The sequence below is a fragment of the Azospira sp. APE16 genome, assembly GCF_047901315.1.
GTDB lineage: Bacteria > Pseudomonadota > Gammaproteobacteria > Burkholderiales > Rhodocyclaceae > Azospira > Azospira oryzae.
This window is the reverse complement of the sequence record NZ_CP179682.1, coordinates 2,051,442-2,075,632: the sequence shown is the minus strand read 5'-3', so window position 1 is coordinate 2,075,632 and position 24,191 is coordinate 2,051,442. Positions and strand designations below refer to the sequence as shown.

Genomic DNA, 24,191 nt, shown 5'->3' with positions numbered 1-24,191 from the left:
GCATTTGGATAAACCGGCATTTTACACCATGAACCCCATTAGCCCCATTGAGATGCTCGGACGCATCCGCGTCGTGCTGTGCAACACCAGCCATCCCGGCAACATCGGCGCCGCCGCCCGGGCCATGAAAACCATGGGCCTGTCCCGCCTGACCCTGGTCAATCCGAAACAGTTTCCCGATGACGAAGCCACCGCCCGGGCCTCCGGCGCTGCCGACGTGCTGGAGCACGCCCGCATCTGCACCAGTTTGGAAGAGGCCTTGCAGGGCACCGTCCTGGCAGCGGCCCTGTCGGCCCGGCAGCGGGACCTGGGGCCCATTCCCCGGCCGGCGCGCCAGGCCGTGCCCGAGCTGCTGCAGTGGACGGCCCAGGGCGACATTGCCCTGGTCTTCGGCGGCGAGACTTCCGGCCTCACCAATGCGGAGGTGGAACAGTGCCAGCGGCTGGTGACGGTGCCGGTGAACCCGGATTACGGCTCCCTCAACCTGGGGGCCGCCGTCCAGGTGCTGTGCTACGAGGTGCGCCAGGCAGCCTTCGACGGGGCGCCCCCGGTCAGTTCCCTGGCCACACCCTTTGCCACGCCGCCGGCCAGTCACGAGGAGGTGGAAGGTTTCTACGCCCACCTGGAGCGCCTGATGACGGCCACCGGCTTCCTCAATCCCAACAGCCCGCGCCGCCTCATGCCCAAGCTGCGCCGCCTGTTCGGACGGGCGGCCCTGGAGAAGGACGAGATCAACATCCTGCGCGGCATCCTGGCGGCGGCGGAGAAACCCCTGCCCGGGGCCAAGATTAATCGGGACAATAGTTGATAAAAATAGTGGGATATTTTAAGATAACCCCACAAATCCAAGGAGTATTGATCCATGTTTGCCCGCCTGCGTGAAGACATCCACTCGGTTTTCGACCGCGATCCCGCGGCCCGGTCCGTGCTGGAGGTGCTCACCTGTTATCCGGGCATCCATGCCATCACCCTGCACCGGCTGGCCCACTGGCTGTGGGGGCATCGCCTGCGCTGGCTGGCCCGTTTCGTCGCCCACATCTCCCGCTTCCTGACCGGCATCGAGATTCATCCGGGGGCCACCATCGGCCGCCGTTTCTTCATCGACCACGGCATGGGGGTGGTGATCGGCGAGACGGCCGTCATCGGCGACGACGTCACCCTCTATCACGGTGTCACCCTGGGCGGCACTTCCTGGAACAAGGGCAAGCGCCATCCCACCCTGGAGAACGGCGTCGTCATTGGCGCCGGGGCCAAGGTGCTGGGGCCCATCACCATGGGTGCCGGCGCCAAGGTGGGTTCCAACGCCGTGGTGGTGCGGGATGTGCCCGGCGGCGCCACCGCCGTCGGCAATCCGGCCCGCATCATCCAGGGCGAGCAGGAGCAGAAGCGGGAGGAGAAGGCCGTGAAAATGGGCTTTTCCGCCTACGCCGTGGCCCAGCAGAACCAGGACGACCCCCTGGCCAAGGCCATCCACGGCCTGCTCGACCACGCGGTGGAAACCGACCGGCGCATCGAAACCCTGCTGCACAAGCTGGAACAGGCCGGCGTGCGGGTGGAGGACGAGTTGGCGGTGGCCGACCGTTTCGATCCCAAATACTTGAGCAAAATAGTTGACTAATAAATCCGGGTATCAGTATAGTTGACTTAAATTCTCAGGTATTTCCTGGAGGGCCTAAAAATGCGCTTGACCACCAAAGGACGTTTCGCCGTTACCGCCATGATCGACCTCGCCATCCGTGGCGGTGAGGGTCCGGTGACCCTGGCTGGCATCAGCGAACGGCAGAAGATTTCCCTGTCTTACCTGGAACAGCTGTTCGGCAAGCTGCGCCGCCACAACCTGGTGGAAAGCGTGCGCGGCCCCGGCGGCGGCTACTGTATCGCCCGGCCCCTGGAGCAGGTGACGGTGGCCGACATCATCCGCGCCGTGGATGAGCCCCTGGACGCCACCCAGTGCGGCGGCAAGGAAAACTGCCACGAAGAACACCGCTGCATGACCCACGACCTGTGGTCCACCCTCAATGCCAAGATGTATGAATACCTGGCCTCGGTGAGCTTGCACGACCTGGTGAGCAAGCAGCAGGACAAGGTGGCCCTGCTCACGGGGCAGCGCCTTGGTCCCCGGCCCCGGGTCAAGGAAGTCCTGGTCCGCGCCTGAAAGCTGGATCGCCGCCATGTTCGCCCCGGTCTATCTGGACCATAACGCCACCACCCCGCTGCATCCCGAGGTGCTGGAGGCCATGCTGCCCTATCTGCGCGAGCAGTACGGCAATGCCTCGAGCCGCCACGAGTACGGCCGGGCGGCGCGGCGGGCGGTGGACGAGGCCCGGCAGCAGGTGGCGGCGGCCACCGGCGCCCATGCCACCGAGGTGGTGTTCACCAGCGGCGGTTCCGAAAGCAACAACCTGTTCCTCAAGGGCGCCGCGGCCAGCCTGCGGCCCGGCCTGCTGGCGGTCTCCGCCGTGGAACACCCCTGTATCGCCCGTCCGGCGGAGCAGCTGGCCCGCCAGGGCTGGGAAGTGGCTACCCTGGCCGTTGATGGCGAGGGCAGGGTGGAGCAGGGCGCCTATGCTGAACTTCTGGCCCGGCGTCCGGCCCTGGTGTCGGTGATGCTGGCCAACAACGAAACCGGCGTGCTGCAGGATGTGGTCGCCCTGGCCCAGGCGGCCCGGCCCACCGGCGCCTGGTTCCACAGCGATGCGGTGCAGGTGCTGGGCAAGCTGGAGCTGGATTTTCGCGCCCTCAACGGGGCCGGCGTCCACGCCCTCAGCGTTTCCAGCCACAAGATCGGCGGCCCCAAGGGTGCCGCGGCCCTGGTCCTGGACAAGCGGGTCGAGCTGCAGCCCCTGATCGCCGGCGGCGGACAGGAACGGAACTTGCGTTCCGGTACGGAAAACGTCCCCGCCATTGTCGGGTTCGGTGCAGCCTGTGCCCTGGCGGCCCGTAACGTGAAGGAAAACCGACGCCGGCTGGCGGATTTGCGACAGCAACTGGAAGCCGGTCTGCATCACCAGGGTGCCAGGATTTTCGGTGCCGGCGCCGAGCGCCTGCCCAACACCAGCTACTTTGCCTTTCCCGGTGTGGATGGCGAAACCCTGGTGGGCTACCTGGACCGGGCCGGTTTTGCGGTGGCCAGCGGTGCGGCCTGTTCCTCGGCCAATCCGGAGCCTTCCCGGGTCCTCATGGCCATGGGCGTGGCGCCGGAACTGGCCCGGGGCGCGGTGCGGGTGAGCCTGGGGGCCACCAGTACGGCGGCCCAGATTGAAGAATTTCTCGGGGTGCTGAAGGGCACCCTGGAACGCCTGACCAGCCTCACGGCCATGGCGTCGTAACGGACAACAAGAACGTGCAAAACCTTTTTGGAGCGACGAGAACATGAAACTGCCCATCTACCTCGACTACTCGGCCACCACGCCTGTGGATCCGCGCGTGGCGGAAAAGATGATCCCCTTCCTGGTGGAGAAGTTCGGCAACCCCGCCTCCCGCTCCCACAGCTACGGCTGGGAAGCCGAGGCCGCCGTGGAAGAGGCCCGGGAGCAGGTCGCCGCCCTGGTGAATGCGGACCCCAAGGAAATCGTGTGGACCTCCGGCGCCACCGAATCCAACAACCTGGCCATCAAGGGCGCCGCCAATTTCTACGCCGGCAAGGGCAAGCACATCATCACCGTCAAGACCGAGCACAAGGCCGTGCTCGACACCGTGCGCGAAATGGAGCGCCAGGGCTTCTCCGCCACCTACCTGGACGTGCAGGAAAACGGCCTGATCGACCTGGAAGTGCTGAAGGCCGCTATCCGTCCCGACACCGTGCTGGTATCGGTGATGTTCGTGAATAACGAAATCGGCGTGGTCCAGCCCATCGCCGAGATCGGCGAGATCTGTCGCGAGAAGGGCATCATCTTTCACGTCGATGCGGCCCAGGCCACCGGCAAGGTGGATATCGACCTGGACAAGCTCAAGGTGGACCTGATGAGCTTCTCCGCCCACAAGACCTACGGCCCCAAGGGAATCGGCGCCCTCTACATCCGCCGCAAGCCCCGCGTCCGCCTGGAAGCCCAGATGCACGGCGGCGGCCACGAGCGCGGTTTCCGCTCCGGCACCCTGGCCACCCACCAGATCGTCGGCATGGGTGAAGCCTTCCGTCTGGCCAAGGAAGAGATGGTCGAGGAAAATAAGCGCATCGCCGCCCTGCGCGACAAGCTGCTGAAGGGACTTTCCGACATGGAAGCGGTCTACGTGAACGGGGATCTGGAGCACCGCGTCGCCCACAACCTGAACATGAGCTTTGCCTACGTGGAAGGCGAGTCCCTGCTGATGGCGATCAAGGACGTGGCCGTTTCCTCCGGTTCCGCCTGCACCTCCGCCAGCCTGGAACCTTCCTACGTTCTGCGTGCCTTAGGGCGGGAAGACGAACTGGCCCACAGTTCCATCCGCTTCTCCATCGGCCGCTTCACCACCGAGGAAGAGGTGGATTTCGTGGTCAAGCTGCTGCACAGCAAGGTGGGCAAGCTGCGCGAACTGTCCCCCCTGTGGGACATGTTCAAGGAAGGCATCGATCTGAATACCGTCCAGTGGGCTGCCCACTGAACCTGAATTAAGGAGCAATCATCATGGCATACAGCGTCAAGGTCCTGGACCACTACGAAAATCCCCGCAACGTCGGTTCCTTCACCAAGGAGGAAGAGGGCGGCGTCGGCACCGGCATGGTGGGCGCCCCCGCCTGCGGCGACGTCATGAAGCTGCAGATCAAGGTCAACAAGGAAGGCGTCATCGAGGACGCCAAGTTCAAGACCTACGGCTGCGGTTCCGCCATTGCCTCCTCCAGCCTGGTGACCGAGTGGGTCAAGGGCAAGAGCCTGGATCAGGCCCTGGAGATCAAGAACACGGACATCGCCGAAGAACTGGCCCTGCCGCCGGTGAAGATTCACTGCTCCATCCTGGCGGAAGATGCCATCAAGGCGGCGGTGGCCGACTACAAGAAGAAGCACGGAGACAACTGAGCTTTATTGTCCAGTTTTCCAAGGGGAACACATCATGGCGGTTACACTGACCGAGCAGGCGGCCAAGCACGTGGCCAACTACATCACCAAACGCGGCAAGGGCATCGGCCTGCGCCTGGGCGTCCGCACCAGCGGCTGCTCCGGCATGGCCTACAAGCTCGAGTTCGCTGACGAACTGGCCGAAGACGATCAGATTTTCGAGTGCCACGGCGTCAAGGTGCTGGTGGATCCGAAGAGCCTGCCCTACCTGGACGGCACCGAGCTGGACTATGCCCGTGAAGGCCTGAACGAGGGGTTCAAGTTCAACAACCCCAATGTCAAGGATCAGTGCGGCTGCGGCGAAAGCTTCAAGGTCTGAGGCGGCTTGCCTGGGCGTCATTGCCCGGGCTTGCCGTGCTGCTCGCACTGTCCCGCAGGGATTCCCTGGGGACATCTTCTTGGGGCGCGCCTAGCCCTGGCTGCGCTTTGCCCGCGGGTGGAGCCTGATCCGCCCAAAAAACAATACAATCGGGGCCGCCATGGATTTCAACGCTGATCATTTCACCCTTTTCGGGCTGCCCCGGGTCTTCAATGTGGACCTGGGCGTGCTCGATGCCCGCTTCCGCGAGGCCCAGGCCCAGGTGCATCCGGACAAGTTCGCCGACGCTTCCGAAGCGGACCGGCGCCTGTCCATGCAATGGGCGACCCGGGTCAACGAGGCCTACCAGGCCCTGAAGAAACCCCTGCCGCGGGCCCAGTACCTGCTGCATCTGGCGGGCCAGGACGTGGGCGCCGAAAACAACACCGCCATGCCCGTGGATTTCCTCATGGAGCAGATGGAATGGCGCGAAGCCGTGCAAGAGGCGCGGCAGGCCGGCCAGGTGGATGAACTGGAAGACCTGCATTTCCGCCTGCGGGACCAGATTGCCGATCGCTATGCGGAACTGGGCGCCCTGTTCGACCAGCAGGTCGACTACCCGGCGGCGGCCGACCTGACCCGCCGCCTGATGTTCCTGGAAAAGCTGCAACACGATATTGACGAGGCCCTGGTGGCCCTGGAAGACCAATAATGGCCCTACTGCAAATCGCCGAACCCGGCCAGTCCGAACTGCCCCACGAACACAAGCTGGCGGTGGGCATCGACCTGGGTACCACCAATTCCCTGGTCGCCACCGTGCGCAGCGGCATGGCCGTGGTCCTCAACGACGAGGACGGCCGCGCCCTGCTGCCTTCCGTGGTGCGCTACACCCCGGAAGGGGAGGTGGTGGTGGGCATCGAAGCCCAGGCCGAGCAGGCCCGGGACCCGAAGAACACCATCGTCTCCGTCAAGCGTTTCATGGGCCGGGGCCTGGAAGACATCGGCCACGTGGAATCCGCCCCCTACGATTTCCAGGTGGCGCCAGGCATGGTGCGGCTGAAGACCCGGGCCGGGGTGAAGAGCCCGGTGGAGGTTTCCGCCGACATCCTCAAGGTGCTGCGCACCCGGGCCGAAGCCGCCCTGGGCGGCGAACTGGTGGGCGCCGTCATCACCGTGCCCGCCTACTTCGACGACGCCCAGCGCCAGGCCACCAAGGATGCGGCCCGCCTGGCCGGCCTCAACGTCCTGCGCCTGCTCAACGAACCCACCGCCGCTGCCATCGCCTACGGCCTGGACAACGGCTCCGAGGGCATCTACGCCGTGTACGATCTGGGCGGCGGCACCTTCGACATTTCCATCCTGCGCCTCTCCAAGGGCGTTTTCGAAGTCATGTCCACCGGCGGCGATTCGGCCCTGGGCGGCGACGATTTCGACCAGCGCATCCTCTGCTGGATCAGCGAGACCGCCAAGCTGGCGCCCCTGGCCGCCATGGACGCCCGCCTGCTGCTGACCAAGGCCCGGGAAGCCAAGGAATACCTGACCGGACACAACGAGGCGCCGATCACCGCCAAGCTCACCAGCGGCGAACTGGTGAACCTCAAGCTTTCCGCCGAAGTCTTCAACGACATCACCCAGACCCTGGTGGCCAAGACCCTGCAGCCTTGCAAGAAGGCCCTGCGGGATGCGGGCCTGCGTCCCACCGACGTCAAGGGCGTGGTCATGGTGGGCGGCGCCACCCGCATTCCCGCCATCCAGAAGGCCGTGGGCGAGTTCTTCCGCCAGGAGCCCCTGACCAACCTGGACCCGGACAAGGTGGTGGCCATCGGCGCCGCCACCCAGGCCAACCTGCTGGCCGGCAACCGTAATCCCGGCGACGACTGGCTGCTGCTGGACGTGATTCCCCTGTCCCTCGGCCTGGAGACCATGGGCGGCCTGACCGAGAAGGTCATCCCGCGCAATTCCACCATCCCCGTGGCCCGAGCCCAGGAATTCACCACCTTCAAGGACGGCCAGACCGCCATGGCCATCCACGTGGTTCAGGGCGAGCGGGAGCTGGTGTCCGACTGTCGTTCCCTGGCCCGCTTCGAACTGCGGGGCATTCCCCCCATGGTGGCCGGGGCGCCGCGCATCCGCGTCACCTTCCAGGTGGATGCGGATGGCCTGCTCTCCGTCACCGCCCGGGAACAGACCTCCGGCGTGGAGGCCTCCGTGGCCGTGAAGCCGTCCTACGGCCTCACCGACGACGAAATCACCGGCATGCTGCAATCTTCCCTGGAGCACGCCAAGGACGACGCCTTCCGCCGCGCCCTGCAGGAAGCCCGGGTCGAGGCCGACCGCCTGCTCGAAGCCACCGAAGCGGCTCTCAAGGAAGACCCCCACCTGCTGGATGCGGGCGAACGGGCCCGGGTCGATGTGGCCCTGGAAAAGCTGCGCACCGTCATTCAGGGCGAGGACCGCCATGCCATCAACCACGGCATGGACCTGCTGGCCCTGGAAACCAATGAATTTGCCGCCCGCCGCATGGACCAGAGCATCAAGCGAGCCCTGGCCGGGAAGCGTGTGGACGACGTGAAAATCGGAGAAGAAGAATGACCCAGATCATCGTCCTGCCCCATGAGGAGCTGTGCCCCGAGGGCGCCGTGATCGAGGCCGAACCGGGCACCAGCGTCTGCGATGCCCTGTTGCAGCACGATATCGAAATCGAGCATGCCTGCGAGAAGTCCTGTGCCTGTACCACCTGCCACGTGGTGATCCGGGAAGGCTTCAATTCCCTGGAACCGGCCGAGGATCTGGAAGAGGACATGCTGGACAAGGCCTGGGGCCTGGAGCCCAATTCCCGCCTGTCCTGCCAGGCCATCGTCAAGGCCACGCCCCTGGTGGTGGAAATCCCCAAGTACACCATCAACATGGCCAAGGAAGGCAAGCACTGAGGAGAGCGCCATGAAATGGACCGACATCAACGATATTGCCATCGAACTCGCCGACGCCCATCCGGACGTGGACCCCACCAAGATCAATTTCGTGGACCTGATGAACTGGGTCATGGCCCTGCCCGGATTCAACGACGATCCCAAGCACTGCGGCGAGAAAATCCTGGAAGCCATCCAGGGCGCCTGGATCGAAGAGGCCGAGTAATTCGGGTGATGCGGGTGAATTGACTCCGCTCGCAGCCGAGGTGGAACGAAGCAATCAGGACAGGGAAGGCACGACCATGGAACAGCGCTTCAGCGACCAGCAACTGGAACGGATCATCGACGAGGCAACCATCTACATGTGTGCCTGTCCGGCCCAGGTGGCGGCGGCCATCCGCGACCTGCGCGGGCTCTATCGCTACCAGCAGGACTGTCTGGAGGCGCCGAGCAGCGAGCGGCCGGTGCATCAGCTCATCGCCGCCTCCACCAACACCGCCCATGCGGAACTGGAAGAGTGCCTGGACCGGGTGCTCGACCTGGAGGGCTGGGACCGCCAGACCCTGCGCATGCCCGAAGGCCTGCGCCGCAAGCGGGAAGAATCCCTGGCCGGCTTGTAGTCCCGGGAAAGCATTTCCCGCCCAAACAAAAGCCCCGCACTGCGGGGCTTTTGTTTTGCTGTCGGAGCCGGGACGCTTCAGGCTTCGAACAGGTTGAGCAGGCTGTCCAGGCCGCCGTGGCTGATGGCCACCGAGGCCTTGGCCCGGGTTGCGGGCTTGGCGTGGAAGGCCACGGAAAGGCCGGCTTCGGCCATCATCAAGAGGTCGTTGGCGCCGTCGCCGACGGCGATCACCTGCTCCCGTTCCAGGCCCAGTTCGTCCCGCAGCCGGTTCAGGTGGTGGGCCTTGGCCTGGGCGTCCACGATGTCGCCCAGCACCTTGCCGGTGAGCTTGCCGCCGGAGATTTCCAGTTCGTTGGAGGTGGCGAAGTCGAAGCCCAGTTCGATGCGCAGGCGTTCGGTGAAATAGGTGAAGCCGCCGGAGAGGATGGCGGTGCGCAGGCCGGCCGTCTGGGCCGCTTCCAGCAGTTCTCGGGCGCCCTCGGAGAGCAGCAGGCGTTCGCCATAGACCCGGGCCAGGACCCGGGCGTCCAGCCCGGCCAGCAGGGCCAGGCGGCGGCGCAGGCTTTCCCGGTAGTCGATTTCGCCGCGCATGGCCGATTCGGTGACGGCGGAGACTTCCGCCTTCTTGCCGGCGAAGTCGGCCAGTTCGTCAATGCACTCGATGGTGATGAGGGTCGAGTCCATGTCGAAGCAGATGAGGCCGTAGTCGGCCAGCTTGCGGCCGGCGGGGACGAAGGCCCAGTCCAGCTTTTCGGCTTCGATCAGGGGCAGCAGGGCGTCGAATTCGGCTGTGCGGCTGGCGTTGCGGAAGCACACCACCCGGGGCGGCCGGGGTTCCACGGCAGCGGCCTGGGTGGCGGCGGCAATGCGGTCGAGGAGAAAGGTCGGCAGGGCGCCGTTCTGGATGATGAGATTCATGGTGGTGAGCGGTGATCGGGGTGGAACTCAGGTCGTCTGGGGCGACGACAGGTAATTGTTTTTCACCCGCACATAGTGTTCGGCGGAATAGCGCAGGTAGGCGATTTCGTCAGGCGTGAGGGGCCGCACCCGGACGGCCGGGCGGCCCACGTAGAGGTAGCCGCTCTCCAGGGTCTTGCCCGGGGACACCAGGCTGCCGGCGCCGAGCATGACCCGGGGCTGGATCACCGCATCGTCCATGACCATGGAACCCATGCCGATCAGGCATTCGTCGCCGATGCGGCAGCCGTGCAGGATGGCGCCATGGCCCACGGTGACGTGGTCGCCGATCAGCAGGGGCGAGCCCTCCGGCTTGGCGGCATTCTTGTGGGAGACGTGGCCCATGGAGAAATCCTGGATGTTGCTGCAGGCGCCGATCTCGATGCGGTTCACGTCGCCCCGCAGGACGGCGTTGCACCACACCGACGAGTCCCGCCCCAGCCGCACGTCGCCGATGAGCTGGGCCGAGGGGTGGAGGTAGCAGGACTCGCCGACGGACGGAAAAGTGTCCAGGTAGGGGCTGAGGAGCATGGGCAGGGCCGGGAAAGGCTTAGCCGGCCTGCCGTTCCGGCAGCACGTCGCGCAGCAGGGTGGCGGCGTCGCGGATCATCTTTTCCGTGGTGGCCCAGTCCACGCAGCCGTCGGTGACGGAGCAGCCGTACTTGAGCTGGGACAGGTCGGCGGGGATGGACTGGTTGCCGGCCTCGATGTTGGACTCGATCATCACCCCCACCATGGACTTGTTGCCCAGACGGATCTGGTTCACCACGTCGGACATCACCAGGGGCTGCAGTTCGGGCTTCTTCAGGCTGTTGGCGTGGGAACAGTCCACCACCACGTTGGGGATCAGCTTGGCCTTGACCATGGCCTGCTCGGCCACGGAGACGGAGACCGTGTCGTAGTTGGGCCGGCCGCCGCCGCCGCGCAGCACGATGTGGCCGTAGGCATTGCCGGTGGTGCGCACGATGGCCACCTGGCCCTGGTCGTTGAGACCGAGGAAGCTGTGGGGCTTGGAGGCGGAGAGAATGGCGTTGATGGCGATCTCGGTGTTGCCGTCGGTGCCGTTCTTGAAGCCCACCGGGGTGGACAGGCCGGAAGACATTTCCCGGTGGGTCTGGGATTCGGTGGTGCGGGCGCCGATGGCGGTCCAGGAAATGAGGTCGCCGTAGTACTGGGGAGAATTCGGGTCCAGGGCCTCGGTGCCGGCGGGCAGGCCGATTTCATTGACCTGCAGGAGGAACTCCCGGGCCTTGGCCATGCCCACGTCCACGCGGAAGGAGTCGTCCATGAAGGGGTCGTTGATATAGCCCTTCCAGCCAACGGTGGTGCGGGGCTTCTCGAAGTAGACGCGCATCACCAGCAGCAGGGTGTCGGAGACCTCGTCGGCCAGGGCCTTGAGGCGGCGGGCGTAGTCCAGGCCGGCGACGGGGTCGTGGATGGAACAGGGGCCCACCACCACGAAGAGGCGGTGGTCCTTGCGGTCCAGGATGTTCTTCAGGTCCTGCCGGCCCTGGCGCACCACGGCGGCGGCCTTCTCGGAGAGGGGCTGGCTGGCCAGCATTGCCGCCGGGGTCGGCATGGGGTCGAAGGCGGCGATATTGATGTTGTCGATGTCGGGGGTGGTCATGGTCGTTATGGGCAGCACTGGTTCCGGTTGCAATCGGGAGGAGCCGGCGCCCACCGGAACGGACGCCGCCAAGCCGAGGATGGGAGTTTAACCCTTCCGCCGTCCCTTGCGCACCCTAATGCCGCGATAGCCGGCGCTTATTGCGGAGCCAGCCAGCGGCGCAGCAGGGTGACCAGTTCCTGCTCCGAGAAGGGCTTGGCGAGGAAGTCGTTCATGCCCGCCTCCCGGCACTGGGCCCGGCTCTCGTCCGGGTCGCCGGCGGTGAGGGCGATGATGGCCGTCGGCGTGCCCCGTTCCCGGGCCCGCCAGGCCCGGGTGGTGGCGCAGCCGTCGAGCCCGGGCATGCGGCAGTCCATCAGCACCAGGTCGAAGTCGGCCTCGGGGACCAGTTGCAGGGCCTCTTCGCCGGAAGACGCGCTCTGTACCTGGCAGCCCAGGGCTTCCAGCAGGCAGGTGCTGGCTTCCCGGATTTCCGGGTTGTCGTCCACCAGCAGGATGCGGCCGCTGAAGCGGGGCGTCCGGGCCGGATTGGTCTCGCGGCCTTCCAGCCATTTGCCGATGGTGGCGATGAGGGTCTGGGCGTCCACCGGCTTGGGCAGGTAGTCGTCCATGCCGGCGGCCAGGCATTTTTCCCGGTCGCCGCGCATGACGAAGGCGGTCAGGGCGATGATCGGCGTGCGCCGCCGCTGGCCTTCCTGGATGCGGATCTGGCGGGTGGCCTCGTAGCCGTCCATGCCGGCCATCTGGCAGTCCATGAGGATGGCGTCCGGCTGCCAGCTTTCCGCCAGGGTCACCGCCTCCAGGCCGTTGGCCGCCTGGCGCACCTGGCAGTGGGCCTGGGCCAGGTATTCGGCCAGCACTTCCCGGTTGGCCTCGGTGTCGTCCACCAGCAGGATGCGGGTGTCCCGGGGCAGGGCGGTGATGGGGCTGCCCGCCGGCAGCACGGGCACCGGACTCACCGTGGGGTCGCTCTCCGGCAGTTCGATGTCGAACCAGAAGCAGCTGCCTTCGCCGCTGTTGCTGCTGACGCCGATGCTGCCGTGCATCAGTTCCACCAGCTGCTTGCAGATGGTCAGGCCCAGGCCGGTGCCGCCGAAGAGGCGGGTGGTGGAGGAATCGGCCTGGGTGAATTTGTCGAAGATGGTTTCCTGCAGTTCCGGCGGCACGCCGATGCCCGAGTCCCGCACCTCGACCCGCAGGTGCTGGCGGCCGGGGGCGATGCGGGTGCATTCGATGTCCAGCTCGACCCAGCCGCTGTTGGTGAATTTGATGGCGTTGTTGAGCAGGTTGGCCATGATCTGGCGCAGGCGTACCGGATCGCCATGGATCTTGGGCGGGATGATGCCCTTGATGTGATAGCGGAACTCCAGCCCCTTCTGGGCGGCGGCGGCGGCCTGGACCTCGGTCAGTTCGCCCAGCAGCAGCACCAGGTCCACCTCCTCCGGATGGATCACCAGCTTGCCGGCCTCGATCTTGGAAATGTCCAGGATGTCGTTGAGGATGGCCAGCAGCTGCTTGGTGCTGCCGTAGGCCAGGCGGATGTAGCGCTCCTGCTTTTCGTTGAGGGGCGTGTGCAGGAGCAGGTCCAGCACCCCCAGGATGCCGGTGAAGGGGGTGCGGATTTCGTGGCTCATGTTGGCCAGGAATTCGCTCTTGGCCCGGTTCGCCGCCTCCGCCTTTTCCCGGGCGTGGCGCAGTTCGCTTTCCGCCGCCTTGCGTTCGGTGACGTCCTCGAAGGTCCATACCACGCCGCGGCTGAGGTCGTCCGGATTGATGGCCTTGCCCGACACGGCGCACCAGAAGCACTCGCCGTTGCGCCGCCGCATGATCAGCTCCTGGCGCATCACCTGGCCCTGTTCCAGTATGGGCATGATGTCCTGGGTGGCGCTGACGAAGCTTTCCCGGCTCGGGTACAGCTCCTCGGCCCGCAGGCCGATCACCTCCTGGGAGCCGTAGCCGAACATGGCTGCCATCTGCCGGTTGGCCAGGACCACGTGCCTGTCTTCGTGGTTGCTGGTGTCCAGGTAGGCGATGCCGATGGCCGAGGCGTCCAGGGTGGTCTGCTGGATCGCCTCCACTTCCTCCTTGGCCCGCAGCAGGGCGCTCTCGGCCCGGCTGGCCCGGGTCAGGGCCCAGCCCAGCATGGACATGAGGGCGATGAAACCGACCACGATGGCAGCGATGAACAGGCGCATCTGCTCCATGCGCTCGGCCAGGGCCGCGTTCATGGAAGAGAGCATGCCCCAGCGGTCCAGTTCCGCCGCTTCCAGGTCGTCGGCCAGGAGGCGGGACTCCTGCACCAGATGGGGCAGGTCGGCGGCGGGCGTGCCGCTGCCTTCCAGGTACTGGTTGGTCTTCAGCTTCAGGTTGCGGATGCGCTCGGAGAGCCGGGCGCGCATTTCCGGATTGCTGTCCCGGCCTTCGGCGCTGTAGTTCTCGGCCAGGGCCAGGGCTTCCCAGGCGGCGGCCACGTGCTTGCGCCGCGCATCGGGGGAATCGGCGGCCCGCTCCAGCAGCTCCTGGCTCTGGCCGATGAAGTAGCGCGCCTTGAGCAGGGTGCGGGCGCCGTGGACGCTGTCGAAATTGGCGTCGAGGAAAACTTCGTGCAGGGTGTTGAAACGGGCGAAGCCGAGCACCAGGATGAGTCCCGCCAGGATGGCAAAGCCGTAGATGACGAAGGGGAGTCGCTGGGAGGCTCTGGGTCGTGGCGGCACGGATTGGGTCCCCGAATGGAAATCAGCGGTTGTGACCGCCGCTTCTCGCTTTTATGATGTTTGGCATTTTCCACTGAGATGCTGCCAATGGACAAGCTGTTCCCCACCCGCCGCTCACTGCGGACTGCCGCCGGCCTCCGGGCATGGCTTGGAAAGCCGCTCCTGGCCTTGCTTCTGGCGGCCATGAGCCTGGCCGCCCGGGCCGATTTTTCCGACGGGGAAATCCGCGTCGGCCTGCTCGTGGATATGCAATCGACCTATGCCCACATCACCGGCAGCGGTTCCGTGGCAGCGGCGCGCATGGCCATCGAGGACGTGGGCGGCAAGATCAACGGCAAGCCCATCCGCCTCTTTTTCGCCGACCACGGCAACAGCGTGGCCCAGGGCTCGGCGGTGGCCAAGCGCTGGCTGTTCGAGGAGGGGGTAGATGTCATTGCCGACGTGGCCAGTTCCCCCATCGCCCTGGCGGTGCAGGAAATTAACCGGCCCAAGGGGGCGGTGGTCTTCTACAACGGCGTCATGAGTACGGAAATCACCGGCAGCCGCTGCGCCGCCACCGGGGTGCACTGGATGTACGACAGCCAGGCCTACACCACCGCCCTGGGCCGGGAACTGACCCGGGGCGGCGCCAGGACCTGGTATTTCATCACCCTGGACAATGCCTTCGGCCGCAATACGGAAAAGGAGCTGGCGGCGGTAATCGAGGCCAACGGCGGCCAGGTGCTGGGGCGTACCTATCACGGCCTGGGGGAGCGGCAGCTGTTCGTCAAACTGCGCCAGGCGGCCGAGTCCGGGGCCCAGGTGATCGCCCTGGTGGATGCGGGCCAGGACATGATCCGGGCGGTGCGGCAGAGCTTCGACCTGCTGCGGGTGAGCAAGGGCAAGACGGTGCTGGCGGCGGTGGCTACCGCCCTCAACGACGTCCATGTGATGAAGCCCCAGCTGGCCCAGGGCCTCAAGCTTTCCCATTCCTTCTACTGGAATCAGGACCCGGAGGCCCGGGCCTGGTCCCAGCGCTTCTTCGAGCGCACCGGCGCCATGCCCAGCGACCTGCAGGCCGGCGTCTATTCCTCCCTCATCCACTACTTCAAGGCCGCGGCCGCCAGCGACAGCGACAAGGGGACCACGGTGGTGGCCAGGATGCGGGAAATCCCCATCCGCGACCCCATCGTGCGCAACGCCCGCCTGCGGGAGGACGGGCGCATGGTGCACGACATCTACCTGCTGGAAGTGAAGAAGCCCGGGGACATCCGGGAACCCTGGGACTACCTGCGGGTATTGCGCACCATCCCCGGGGAACAGGCCTTCAGCCCCCTTTCGGCGAGCGCTTGCCCTTTGCTGGCGCGCTAGGTTTGGCGGCCTGGCCGCGGCGGGGCAGGTGGCTGCCGGCCCCGGCGAGGAACTGGCGGCCGGAGTCGTAGCCCACCTGGAACAGGGTCTCCAGGTTGGAACGGGACCAGTCGAGGGAGGTTTCCCATTTGTCCGCCGGGATGTCGAAGGGCACCTTGAGCAGGTTCCACTTGCCGTCCCGGTTGTACTTGGCTTCGAAGATCTTGGTGTCGTCCCGGGCGATTTCCACCAGGGGCACGATGATGGAGAGCAGCCAGGCGTCGTAGAGGTCCCGCGGCGTGCGCATCAGCTTCTCGGCACCCAGCACGTCGAAGACCACGATGTCCTTCACCTCCGGTTCGTGGCTGACCAGGGCCTCGTAGTTGAGGCAGTCGTGGGCGGCGCCTTCGTAGTAGTACTTGGGCTGGCCGTCCTCCGGGTCCACCATCTGGTGCGGCGGGTAGAGGAAGGGGAAGGCCAGGGCGGCGCGCAGGGCGTCGCCGCTGATCTGGCCCTTGGCGCTGCTGAAATTCTGCATGCGCCGGTCGTTGATGTTGTAGGCGTTCACGTAGAAACGCTCGTGGCGCTGCTGCAGGGCGGAAAAATCCACCACCTGCTCGAGGAAGGGCACCGGCGCGCAGAGACCCAGGCTGTCGGCATTGAGGTCGGTGGGGCAGGCCACGGCGAACATCAGCTTGATCAGGTCGGCCTGCAGCCGCGTCGCCTCGTGGCCGCCCAGCTGCTGCTCCATGGCCTGGACCAGGGGATTGGCCTGCAGCAGGGCCCGGTAGGCCTCGGCGATGGAGCCGGATTTCTGGAATACCTTGAAATTGACCGGATAGCGCTGGTAGAGGGCGTCGGCGATGCCCATGTCCACGGTGCTGCGCAGGGCCTTCAGGGAATCGCCGCCCTGGGGTGCCAGGTAGAGCAGGCCGATGAGGGCGCCGGCCCCGGCGGTGGAAACCACGTCGAATTCGACGCCGGCCTCCTCGAAGGCCACCAGGGCGCCGGCCATGAGGGTGGCGTTGGGGGCGCCGCCCCCGATGATCAGTGCAGTCTTTGCCATTGCGTTGTCCTCCGGAATTGGGTTTTCCGGCAACGCAGGCCCGGGGTGGTCAGGCGCCCAGTTGCCGGAACAGATCCTTCACTGCATCGACCCGTTCCTTGAGGGTCGGCATATGACGAACGACTGCCAGTTTATCCTGCCCGGCCAGCTTGAAGTGACGGTTTTTCTGAATCAGTTCGATGATGCGGATGGGCTCGATGGGCGGATTGGGGCAGAACTGCACGGTCAGCTGGCTGGCAGTGGCGTCCAGCTTGACGATGCCCAGGGGCCTGGCCAGCAGGCGCAGGCGGTGGGTGGCCAGCAGGCACTGGCCCTGGGGCGGCAGTTCGCCGAAGCGGTCGATCAGCTCTTCCTGCAGGGCGTTGATGTCCTCCTCCGTCTCGCAGTTGGAGAGGCGCTTGTAGAGGGTCAGGCGCTCGTGCACGTCGGGGGCGTAGGCGTCGGGCAGCAGGGCCGGGGCGTGCAGATTGATTTCCGTGGTGACGCCCAGGGGCTGGGTCAGGTCCGGCTCCCTGCCCTGCTTGAGGGCGGCCACCGCCCGGTTGAGCATCTCGGTGTACAGGTTGAAGCCCACCTCCTGCATTTCGCCGGACTGGTTTTCCCCCAGTACCTCGCCGGCGCCGCGGATTTCCAGGTCGTGCATGGCGAGATAAAAACCGGCCCCCAGCTCTTCCATGTGCTGGATGGCCTCCAGGCGCTGCTTGGCCTGCTTGGTCAGGGCCTTTTCATCCTGCACCAGGAGGTAGGAGTAGGCCTGGTGGTGGGAGCGGCCGACCCGTCCCCGCAGCTGGTGCAGCTGGGCCAGGCCGAATTTTTCGGCCCGGTTGATGAGGATGGTGTTGGCGTGGGGATTGTCGATGCCGGTCTCGATGATGGTGGTGCATAGCAGCAGGTTGGCCCGCTGCTGGGTGAAGTCCCGCATCACCCGCTCCAGCTCCCGCTCGTTCATCTGGCCGTGGCCGACCACGATGCGGGCCTCGGGCACCAGGGACTGGAGCTTCTCCCGCATGTTGTCGATGGTGTCCACCTCGTTGTGCAGGAAGTACACCTGGCCGCCCCGCTTCAGTTCCCGCAGCACCGCCTCGCGGATAATGCCGTCGGAGAACTTGGCGACGAAGGTCTTGATGGCCAGCCGCTTCTGGGGCGCCGTGGCGATCACCGAGAAGTCCCGCAGGCCTTCCAGGCTCATGGCCAGGGTGCGGGGGATGGGGGTGGCGGTCAGGGTCAGCACGTCCACCTCGGCCCGCAGGGCCTTCAGGGCTTCCTTCTGGCGCACGCCGAAGCGGTGTTCCTCGTCGATCATGACCAGGCCCAGGCGGTCGAACTTCATCTCCTTGGAGAGCAGCTTGTGGGTGCCGATGACGATGTCGATCTTGCCCGCCTCCAGGTCCTTCATGGCCTGGGCGGTTTCCTTGGCGGTCTTGAAGCGGGACAGTTCGGCGATCTGCACCGGCCAGTCGGCGAAGCGGTCCTTGAAGGTCTGGTAGTGCTGTTCGCAGAGCAGGGTGGTGGGGCACAGCACCGCCACCTGCTTGCCGCCGGCGACGGCGACGAAGGCGGCGCGCAGGGCCACCTCGGTCTTGCCGAAGCCCACGTCGCCGCACACCAGGCGGTCCATGGGCTTGCCCGACTTCATGTCCTCGATCACCGCGGCGATGGCGGTGGCCTGGTCTTCCGTCTCCTCGAAGCCGAAGCCGTCGGCGAAGGCCTCGTAGTCGTTTTCGGTGAAGGCGAAGGCATGGCCCTGGCGCGCCGCCCGGGCGGCGTAGAGGGCCAGCAGTTCGGCGGCGGTGTCCCGGGCCTGTTCGGCGGCCTTTTTCTTGGCCTTTTCCCACTGGCCCGAGCCCAGGCTGTGCAGGGGCGCCGCATCGGGCTCGTTGCCTGAGTAGCGGGAGATGACGTGGAGCTGGGAAACGGGCACGTACAGCTTGGCCTCGTTGGCGTAGTGCAGCTCCAGGAATTCGGTGTCGCCTTCGCCCAGGTCCAGGTGTAGCAGGCCCATGTAGCGACCGATGCCGTGGGATTCGTGCACCACCGGGTCGCCCACCTTGAGCTCGGTCAGGTCCCGCAGCCAGTTGTCCATGGAGGCCCGGCGCTGGGCGTTCTGGCGGCTGCGGCGGTTGGGGCTGCCGGCGTACAGCTCGGTTTCGGTGATGATGGCCAGGCCGTCGAGGCAGAAGCCGCTTTGCAGGGGGGCCACGCCCAGGGCCAGGGGCGCGTCGCCGCCGAGGAAGGCGGCAAAGTCGGCGCTGGCGGCGGGCTTGAGGCCGTGTTCCAGCAGCAGTTGCTGCAGGGTTTCGCGGCGGCCGGCGGATTCGGCCAGGAGCAGGGTGCGGCGCCCCTGGCGGCCGGCGATGAACTGCTTGAGGGCGGTCAGCGGGTCCTCGGCCCGCCGTTCCACCGCCACGGCGGGGACGGCGGTGGCCAGGGGCGGCGTGCCTTCCGCCGGGGTGCCCAGGATCAGCTTGGCGTAATCCTTGGCGGCGACGAAGAACTGCTCCTCGGAGAGGAACAGCTCGGCCGGGGGCAGCAGGGGCCGGGCCTTGTCGCCGGCCAGCATGTTGTAGCGAGACTGGGTGTCGCGCCAGAAGTCCTGCAGGGCAAGCGCCACGTCCCGGTGCTGGCAGAGCACGGCGTCCTTGGGCAGGTAGTCGAAGAAGGTGGCGGTTTCCTCGAAGAAGAGGGGCAGCCAGTATTCGATGCCGGCGGAAGGAACGCCGTTGGAGACGTCCTTGTAGATGCCGGACTTGGCCGGATCGCCTTCGAAGACTTCGCGGAAGCGCTGGCGGAAGCGGGTGCGGCCGCCGTCGTCCAGGGGGAATTCCCGGGCCGGCAGCAGGCGGATTTCCGGCACCGGGTAGAGGCTGCGCTGGGTGTCGGCGTCGAAGGTGCGCAGGGTCTCGATCTCTTCGTCGAAGAGGTCGATGCGGTAGGGCAGGGCCGAGCCCATGGGGAACAGGTCCACCAGGCCGCCGCGGATGGAGTATTCCCCCGGCGACACCACCTGGGTGACGTGGGTGTAGCCGGCCAGGGTGAGCTGGTTGCGGAACTGCTCGGCGTCCAGCTTCTCGCCCTTTTTCAGGAAGAAGGTGTAGGCCGCCAGGTAGCTGGGCGGGGTCAGGCGGTAGACGGCGGTGGTGGCCGGCACCAGCAGCACTTCGCACTCGCCCCGGCTGACGGCGTAGAGGGTGGCCAGGCGTTCGGAGACCAGGTCGTGGTGGGGCGAGAAATTGTCGTAGGGCAGGGTTTCCCAGTCCGGCAGCAGGCGCACCTTCAGGTCCGGCGCGAACCAGGGGATTTCCTCCAGCAGGCGCTGGGCGTCCGCCGGGCTGGCGGTGAGTACGGCCAGCAGGCGCTTCTGGCTGCGGGCCTGGCTGCCCAGCCGGGCCAGGGCCAGGGCGTCGGCGGAACCGGCCAGGGGCGGCAGGTGCAGGCGTTCGCCGCTGCGCGGCAGCTGGGCCAGGGCGCGGGAAATTTCGGGAGGCAGTTCGGGCAGGGCGGGCGAGGTGGAGGCGGACACGAGGAGGTAAATCAGGCAGGCGGGGGAGGCAGGATTATAGCCCAGGGGCGATGGCCCGGCCGGGGCGCTGCCGTTTGCCGACACCGGGGCCGGGCTGGCGCGGTAGCGCCGCCGGGGAGGATTGCCTCAGGGTCATGGCCGCAGCGCCTTGCGGGGTGCGGCTTGCGGCTGGCCTATGTCGAAGATACCCGTCCCTCCTGGCCTGCAGGCCATGCCGCTTTTCGATGTTCCCGCTCGTCAGGTGCCGAGCCGCACCGGCTGGCGGCGGGCGCCGAAGTCGCCGGGCCCCGGGCCGAAGCGGCCGGCCAGCTGGTGGCCGCAGTCGGGGCAGGCGCCGCTGGCGGTGAGGCGATATTGCTTGAGGGTGTACCAGTCGCGCACGATCAGGGGCGCGTGGCAGCGGGGGCAGTCGGTGGTGCCGCCCGCGGTGTCGTGCACGTTGCCGGTGTAGACGAAGTGCAGGCCGGCATCCCGGGCGATGCGGCGGGCCCGGCTGAGGGTGGCCGGCGGCGTCTCCGGCGCCTCGAGGAATTTCCAGTCCGGGTGGTAGGCGCTGAAGTGCAGGGGCACTTCGGGCCCCAGTTCCCGTTCGATCCAGCCGGCCAGCTGGGCGATTTCCCGGTCGCTGTCGTTGTGGCCGGGAATGAGCAGGGTGGTTATTTCCAGCCAGCAGTCGGTGAGGTGGTGGATGTGGGCCAGGGTGTCGAGCACCGGCTGCAGGTGGCCGCCGCACAGCTTGACGTAGAAGTCCTCGGTGAAGGCCTTGAGGTCCACGTTGGCGGCATCCATCAGGGCGAAGAACTCCCGCCGCGGTTCGGCGTGGATGTAGCCGGCGGTGACGGCGACGCTGCGGATGCCGGCCTCGCGGCAGGCCAGGGCCGTGTCCATGGCGTATTCGGCGAAGATCACCGGGTCGTTGTAGGTGAAGGCCACGGCCGGGGCCTCCAGGCGGAGGGCAGCGGCGGCGATGGCGGCCGGGCTGGCGGCGTCCATCAGCCGGTCCATGTCCCGGGACTTGGAGATGTCCCAGTTCTGGCAGAACTTGCAGGCCAGATTGCAGCCGGCGGTGCCGAAGGAAAGGATGGGGGTGCCCGGGTGGAAGTGGTTGAGGGGCTTCTTTTCCACCGGGTCCAGGCAGAAGCCGGAGGAGCGGCCGTAGGTGGTGAGGATCATGGCCCCGTCCCGGGCCTGGCGCACGAAGCAGGCGCCGCGCTGGCCTTCGTGCAGACGGCAGTCCCGGGGACAGAGGTCGCATTGCAGGCGGCCGTCTTCCAGAGCATGCCACCAGCGGCCCGGGTGGGCGCTCTCGGCCACGGCGGGGGTGTGGTCGGGATTCATGGCCGTTCTCCTCTGTTCTGGTGCCACTTGTGCACCCGGTAGGTGGCCAGTTCTACCTGGGGCGACCAGAAATCCCGGGGCAGGCCGGCCTTGGCCTTGAGCTCGGCAAGAAAGCGTGACGGCTCGGGCAGGGCTTCCCAGACCTGGGGCAGGAAGGTGGCGCAGTGGGCGCCGTGGCGCAGGATCAGGCCGTCCTCGCCTGGCACCAGGGCCGCCAGGGCGTCCGCCTCGCTGGCGGCGGCCAGGGGCCGGGGCGTTTGCAGCAGGGACACTTCCAGGTCCAGCAGGGGCCATTCCTCGACGCTCACCGGGGCGAAGCGGGGATCGCGGAAGGCGGCGGCCCGGGCATTGGCGGCCACGTCCTCGCCCAGGGGGCGGCGGGCTTCCAGGGTGCCGATGCAGCCCCGCAGGCGGCCGTCCCGGGTCAGGGTGACGAAGGTGGCGGCGGGCTTTTCCAGGGCCCGGGGCGGCGGCGTCCCCAGATTGGGCGGTGGGTCGGCCAGGCCCAGTTCCCGGGCGATGGCGTGGCGGGCCAGGGCCAGCAGCAGGCGGCCCAGGGCGGCGTCGGGCGGCCCGTTGGCGAGGGGCTCAGTGGGGACCATGGTCCGGCTCCAGGGCGAAGGCGGCGTAGCCCACCACCCGCTCCCGGTCGCCGGCGGTATCGCCGGAATTGCGCCGGTCCAGGAGGCGGGGCCGCAGGCCGTGGCGGGCTGCCGCCAGCAGCAGGCCGTTGATGGGAATGGCGCCGCAGGCTTCCCGGGGCGCCAGGTCGGCCCGGGCGGCGGCGATGCGGGCGCAGGTGGCCTGGTCCAGGCGTTCGGCCTCGGCGTAGGGCTGGTAGTGGGAAAGGTCGGAACTGACCAGGATCAGGGTTTCCTCGCCGTCCCACAGACGTTCCAGTACCTGGGCCACGGCCTCGCCGGAGGCGGCGCCCACGGCCAGGGGCAGCAGGGTGAAGGGGCCCAGCAGGCGTTGCAGGAAAGGCAGTTGCACTTCCAGGGAATGCTCCAGGGCGTGGGCCCCGTCGTCGGCCACCACCTGGGGCAGGTCGGCGATACGCTGCCGGGCCTCGGCGTCGAGAGGCACCGAACCTAGGGGCGTGGCGAAACTGTCCACGGTGGGCACGGCCAGGCCCCGCACCGCCACCCGGTGGGTGGGGCCGAGCAGGATGACGCGGCGGATGCGCCCGGCCTGGGGCGCCAGGGCGGCATAGGCGGTCGCCGCGATGGGGGCGGAATAGACGTAGCCGGCGTGGGGCACGATGAGGGCCTTGATCGGCCCTGCGGCAGTGGGTGGCCGGGCCTGGGCCAGGTAGGCGTCGATGTCGGCGGCCAACTGGGCGGGATCGGCCGGGTAGAAGAGGCCGGCGACGGCGGCGGGACGAAGGCTGGGCATGGCTCGCTCCCCGGAAGGTGACGCTACAGGTGCATGAATATCCAGCCGCCGATGGTGCCCGCGGCCAGGGCCAGGAAGCCCAGGCCGATGCGGCGTCCCAGGCTGGGGCCGGCGACGGAGAAGACGATGCCCAGCTTGAACACTAGGTTGGCGAGGAAGGCGATGACGATGGAGTTCACCGCCTCATGCATGGGCAGCTTGCCCATGCCGAACAGGCGCAGGGAGGACAAGGCGATGGCATCCACGTCGGTGAAGCCGGAAATCAGGGAAATGGCGTAGAGGCCCTCGGAACCAGCCACATCGGAGAGCCAGGCGGCCAGCAGCAGCACCACGGCGTAAATGCAGCCGAAGGTGAGGGCGGTGCGGATTTCCGCCGGGTTGTGCAGGTTGAGGGGCGTTTCCGGCTGGCCGCTCTGGTCGCCGAGGATGCGCCACAGCCAGCCGATCACCACCAGGCCCAGCAGCAGGCCGCCGCCCAGGGCCGGCAGCAGTTGCGGCAGCAGCTCGGGTTGCAGCATGGCGGCCAGGAGGGAGAGACGCACCAGCACCACCACGTTGGCGGTGAGGATCACCACCATGGACAGGCGCAGCAGGTTGGGGGTGGCCTTGACGTGGCGGGAGTACACCAGGGTGATGGCGGTGGAGGAGGCAAGGCCGCCCATGAGGCCGATCAGGGGGGCGCCGTGCTGCTGGCCGAAGAGGCGCAGGGCGGCATAGCCGGCCAGGCTCATGCCGGAGATGAGCACCACCATCCACCACACCTGGTAGGGGTTGAGGGCCAGGTAGGGGCCGAAGCCCTGGTCCGGCAGGATGGGCAGGATGACCAGGGAGAGGACGCCGAACTGCAGCATGGAAATGAGGTCCTTGCGCGTCAGCTTCTCGCTCAGCAGGTGCAGCTCGGTCTTGAAGTAGAGCAGCACGGTGGTGAGGATGGCCAGCATCACCGCCAGGGTCTGCTCCTGGTACCAGATCATGGCGCCGAAGGTGTAGGCCAGGAGCAGGGCCACCACCGAGGTGGTGCCCGGGTCCTGGGCGTCGGGGCGGGAATGGTAGGCGGCCACCATCATCAGGCCCACCATCAGGAGGCCGGCGGCCAGCACCCACTCGGAACCGCTCTTTTCCCCCAGCAGGCCGGCGATGGTGCCGAGCAGGGCGGTCAGGGCGAAGGTGCGCAGGCCGGCCCGGGAGGAGGAATGCCGTTCCCGCTCCAGGCCCATGAGCAGGCCCACCCCCAGACTGAGGAGAAAGGCCTGGGCGAATTCCAGCCCGGTTTCGGTGAGGAAGTTGTTTTCCATGGTTTTTTCTTATTTCGCCTGGTTTTTGATGGGGGGCAAAAATGGCGGAAAAGTCCCCCGGCCGGCCGGTTATGACGAGGCCCCTCCT

23 protein-coding genes are annotated in these 24,191 nt (G+C 66.9%); 13 read left to right on the top strand and 10 right to left on the bottom strand.

The window, feature by feature from the left end:
- Positions 1-28: 28 nt before the first annotated feature.
- The 12 genes from ACLSSQ_RS09965 to ACLSSQ_RS09910 all read left to right on the top strand — a co-directional run bounded on the left by ACLSSQ_RS09965 (position 29) and on the right by ACLSSQ_RS09910 (position 8,860).
- Positions 29-808 carry an RNA methyltransferase gene (locus ACLSSQ_RS09965; RefSeq protein WP_130458431.1) on the top strand — a complete coding sequence of 260 codons (780 nt, stop codon included), beginning with the start codon at positions 29-31 and terminating at the stop codon, positions 806-808.
- Between the two features lie 54 nt (positions 809-862).
- On the top strand, positions 863-1,618 hold the full coding sequence (gene cysE, locus ACLSSQ_RS09960; RefSeq protein ID WP_130458432.1) for a serine O-acetyltransferase: 756 nt from the start codon (positions 863-865) through the stop codon (positions 1,616-1,618).
- 60 nt (positions 1,619-1,678) lie between these two features.
- Positions 1,679-2,155 carry a Fe-S cluster assembly transcriptional regulator IscR gene (gene iscR, locus ACLSSQ_RS09955; RefSeq protein ID WP_014237423.1) on the top strand — a complete coding sequence of 159 codons (477 nt, stop codon included), beginning with the start codon at positions 1,679-1,681 and terminating at the stop codon, positions 2,153-2,155.
- Between the two features lie 16 nt (positions 2,156-2,171).
- Positions 2,172-3,329, top strand: a complete 1,158-nt coding sequence (locus ACLSSQ_RS09950; RefSeq protein ID WP_130458433.1) for a cysteine desulfurase family protein — start codon at positions 2,172-2,174, stop codon at positions 3,327-3,329.
- 43 nt (positions 3,330-3,372) lie between these two features.
- Complete coding sequence (locus tag ACLSSQ_RS09945; RefSeq protein WP_130458434.1) at positions 3,373-4,581, top strand: IscS subfamily cysteine desulfurase; 1,209 nt, start codon at positions 3,373-3,375, stop codon at positions 4,579-4,581.
- A 23-nt stretch (positions 4,582-4,604) separates the two neighbouring features.
- The gene (gene iscU, locus ACLSSQ_RS09940; protein WP_014237426.1) at positions 4,605-4,994 is read left to right on the top strand and encodes a Fe-S cluster assembly scaffold IscU; all 390 of its coding nucleotides are present in this window, start codon (positions 4,605-4,607) and stop codon (positions 4,992-4,994) included.
- 34 nt (positions 4,995-5,028) lie between these two features.
- Complete coding sequence (gene iscA / locus ACLSSQ_RS09935) at positions 5,029-5,352, top strand: iron-sulfur cluster assembly protein IscA (protein WP_014237427.1); 324 nt, start codon at positions 5,029-5,031, stop codon at positions 5,350-5,352.
- Between the two features lie 160 nt (positions 5,353-5,512).
- Positions 5,513-6,043 carry a Fe-S protein assembly co-chaperone HscB gene (gene hscB, locus ACLSSQ_RS09930; RefSeq protein WP_416242577.1) on the top strand — a complete coding sequence of 177 codons (531 nt, stop codon included), beginning with the start codon at positions 5,513-5,515 and terminating at the stop codon, positions 6,041-6,043.
- Positions 6,043-7,923, top strand: coding sequence for a Fe-S protein assembly chaperone HscA (hscA, locus tag ACLSSQ_RS09925; RefSeq protein ID WP_014237429.1), 1,881 nt, complete (start codon positions 6,043-6,045; stop codon positions 7,921-7,923). The genes hscB and hscA overlap by 1 nt, the downstream gene beginning before the upstream one ends.
- Positions 7,920-8,261, top strand: coding sequence for an ISC system 2Fe-2S type ferredoxin (fdx, locus tag ACLSSQ_RS09920; RefSeq protein ID WP_014237430.1), 342 nt, complete (start codon positions 7,920-7,922; stop codon positions 8,259-8,261). The genes hscA and fdx overlap by 4 nt, the downstream gene beginning before the upstream one ends.
- 10 nt (positions 8,262-8,271) lie before the next feature.
- Entirely contained in the window at positions 8,272-8,466 is a 195-nt protein-coding gene (gene iscX / locus ACLSSQ_RS09915) for a Fe-S cluster assembly protein IscX (RefSeq protein ID WP_014237431.1), read from the top strand.
- A 76-nt stretch (positions 8,467-8,542) separates the two neighbouring features.
- Complete coding sequence (locus ACLSSQ_RS09910; protein WP_014237432.1) at positions 8,543-8,860, top strand: hypothetical protein; 318 nt, start codon at positions 8,543-8,545, stop codon at positions 8,858-8,860.
- Positions 8,861-8,937: 77 nt separating this feature from the next.
- Here ACLSSQ_RS09910 and serB read toward each other — a convergent pair whose 3' ends face one another.
- The 4 genes from serB to ACLSSQ_RS09890 all read right to left on the bottom strand — a co-directional run bounded on the left by serB (position 8,938) and on the right by ACLSSQ_RS09890 (position 14,160).
- Positions 8,938-9,780, bottom strand: coding sequence for a phosphoserine phosphatase SerB (serB, locus tag ACLSSQ_RS09905; protein ID WP_416242576.1), 843 nt, complete (start codon positions 9,778-9,780; stop codon positions 8,938-8,940).
- 27 nt (positions 9,781-9,807) lie between these two features.
- The gene (locus ACLSSQ_RS09900) at positions 9,808-10,350 is read right to left on the bottom strand and encodes a gamma carbonic anhydrase family protein (RefSeq protein ID WP_287875452.1); all 543 of its coding nucleotides are present in this window, start codon (positions 10,348-10,350) and stop codon (positions 9,808-9,810) included.
- 19 nt (positions 10,351-10,369) lie between these two features.
- The gene (locus ACLSSQ_RS09895) at positions 10,370-11,446 is read right to left on the bottom strand and encodes a 3-deoxy-7-phosphoheptulonate synthase (protein WP_130458438.1); all 1,077 of its coding nucleotides are present in this window, start codon (positions 11,444-11,446) and stop codon (positions 10,370-10,372) included.
- A 137-nt stretch (positions 11,447-11,583) separates the two neighbouring features.
- Positions 11,584-14,160, bottom strand: coding sequence for a response regulator (locus ACLSSQ_RS09890; protein WP_416242575.1), 2,577 nt, complete (start codon positions 14,158-14,160; stop codon positions 11,584-11,586).
- A gap of 87 nt (positions 14,161-14,247) precedes the next feature.
- Here ACLSSQ_RS09890 and ACLSSQ_RS09885 point away from each other — a divergent pair, with 87 nt between their 5' ends.
- On the top strand, positions 14,248-15,510 hold the full coding sequence (locus tag ACLSSQ_RS09885; protein WP_416242574.1) for an ABC transporter substrate-binding protein: 1,263 nt from the start codon (positions 14,248-14,250) through the stop codon (positions 15,508-15,510).
- Here the strand turns inward: ACLSSQ_RS09885 and ACLSSQ_RS09880 are convergent.
- From ACLSSQ_RS09880 to ACLSSQ_RS09855, 6 genes are all read right to left on the bottom strand, one after another.
- Positions 15,467-16,555 carry a patatin-like phospholipase family protein gene (locus ACLSSQ_RS09880; RefSeq protein ID WP_014237438.1) on the bottom strand — a complete coding sequence of 363 codons (1,089 nt, stop codon included), beginning with the start codon at positions 16,553-16,555 and terminating at the stop codon, positions 15,467-15,469. The genes ACLSSQ_RS09885 and ACLSSQ_RS09880 overlap by 44 nt on opposite strands.
- Positions 16,556-16,604: 49 nt before the next feature.
- Positions 16,605-20,075 (bottom strand): transcription-repair coupling factor, encoded by a 3,471-nt coding sequence (mfd, locus tag ACLSSQ_RS09875; protein WP_416242573.1) that lies wholly within the window; start codon positions 20,073-20,075, stop codon positions 16,605-16,607.
- Between the two features lie 237 nt (positions 20,076-20,312).
- Entirely contained in the window at positions 20,313-21,413 is a 1,101-nt protein-coding gene (amrS, locus tag ACLSSQ_RS09870; protein WP_416242572.1) for an AmmeMemoRadiSam system radical SAM enzyme, read from the bottom strand.
- A complete protein-coding gene (amrA, locus tag ACLSSQ_RS09865; RefSeq protein ID WP_416242571.1) occupies positions 21,410-22,015 on the bottom strand; it encodes an AmmeMemoRadiSam system protein A in 606 nt (201 codons plus the stop codon). The genes amrS and amrA overlap by 4 nt, the downstream gene beginning before the upstream one ends.
- The gene (gene amrB / locus ACLSSQ_RS09860) at positions 22,002-22,808 is read right to left on the bottom strand and encodes an AmmeMemoRadiSam system protein B (protein WP_416242570.1); all 807 of its coding nucleotides are present in this window, start codon (positions 22,806-22,808) and stop codon (positions 22,002-22,004) included. The genes amrA and amrB overlap by 14 nt, the downstream gene beginning before the upstream one ends.
- Positions 22,809-22,831: 23 nt before the next feature.
- Positions 22,832-24,103, bottom strand: coding sequence for an MgtC/SapB family protein (locus tag ACLSSQ_RS09855; RefSeq protein ID WP_014237443.1), 1,272 nt, complete (start codon positions 24,101-24,103; stop codon positions 22,832-22,834).
- Positions 24,104-24,191 lie beyond the last annotated feature (88 nt).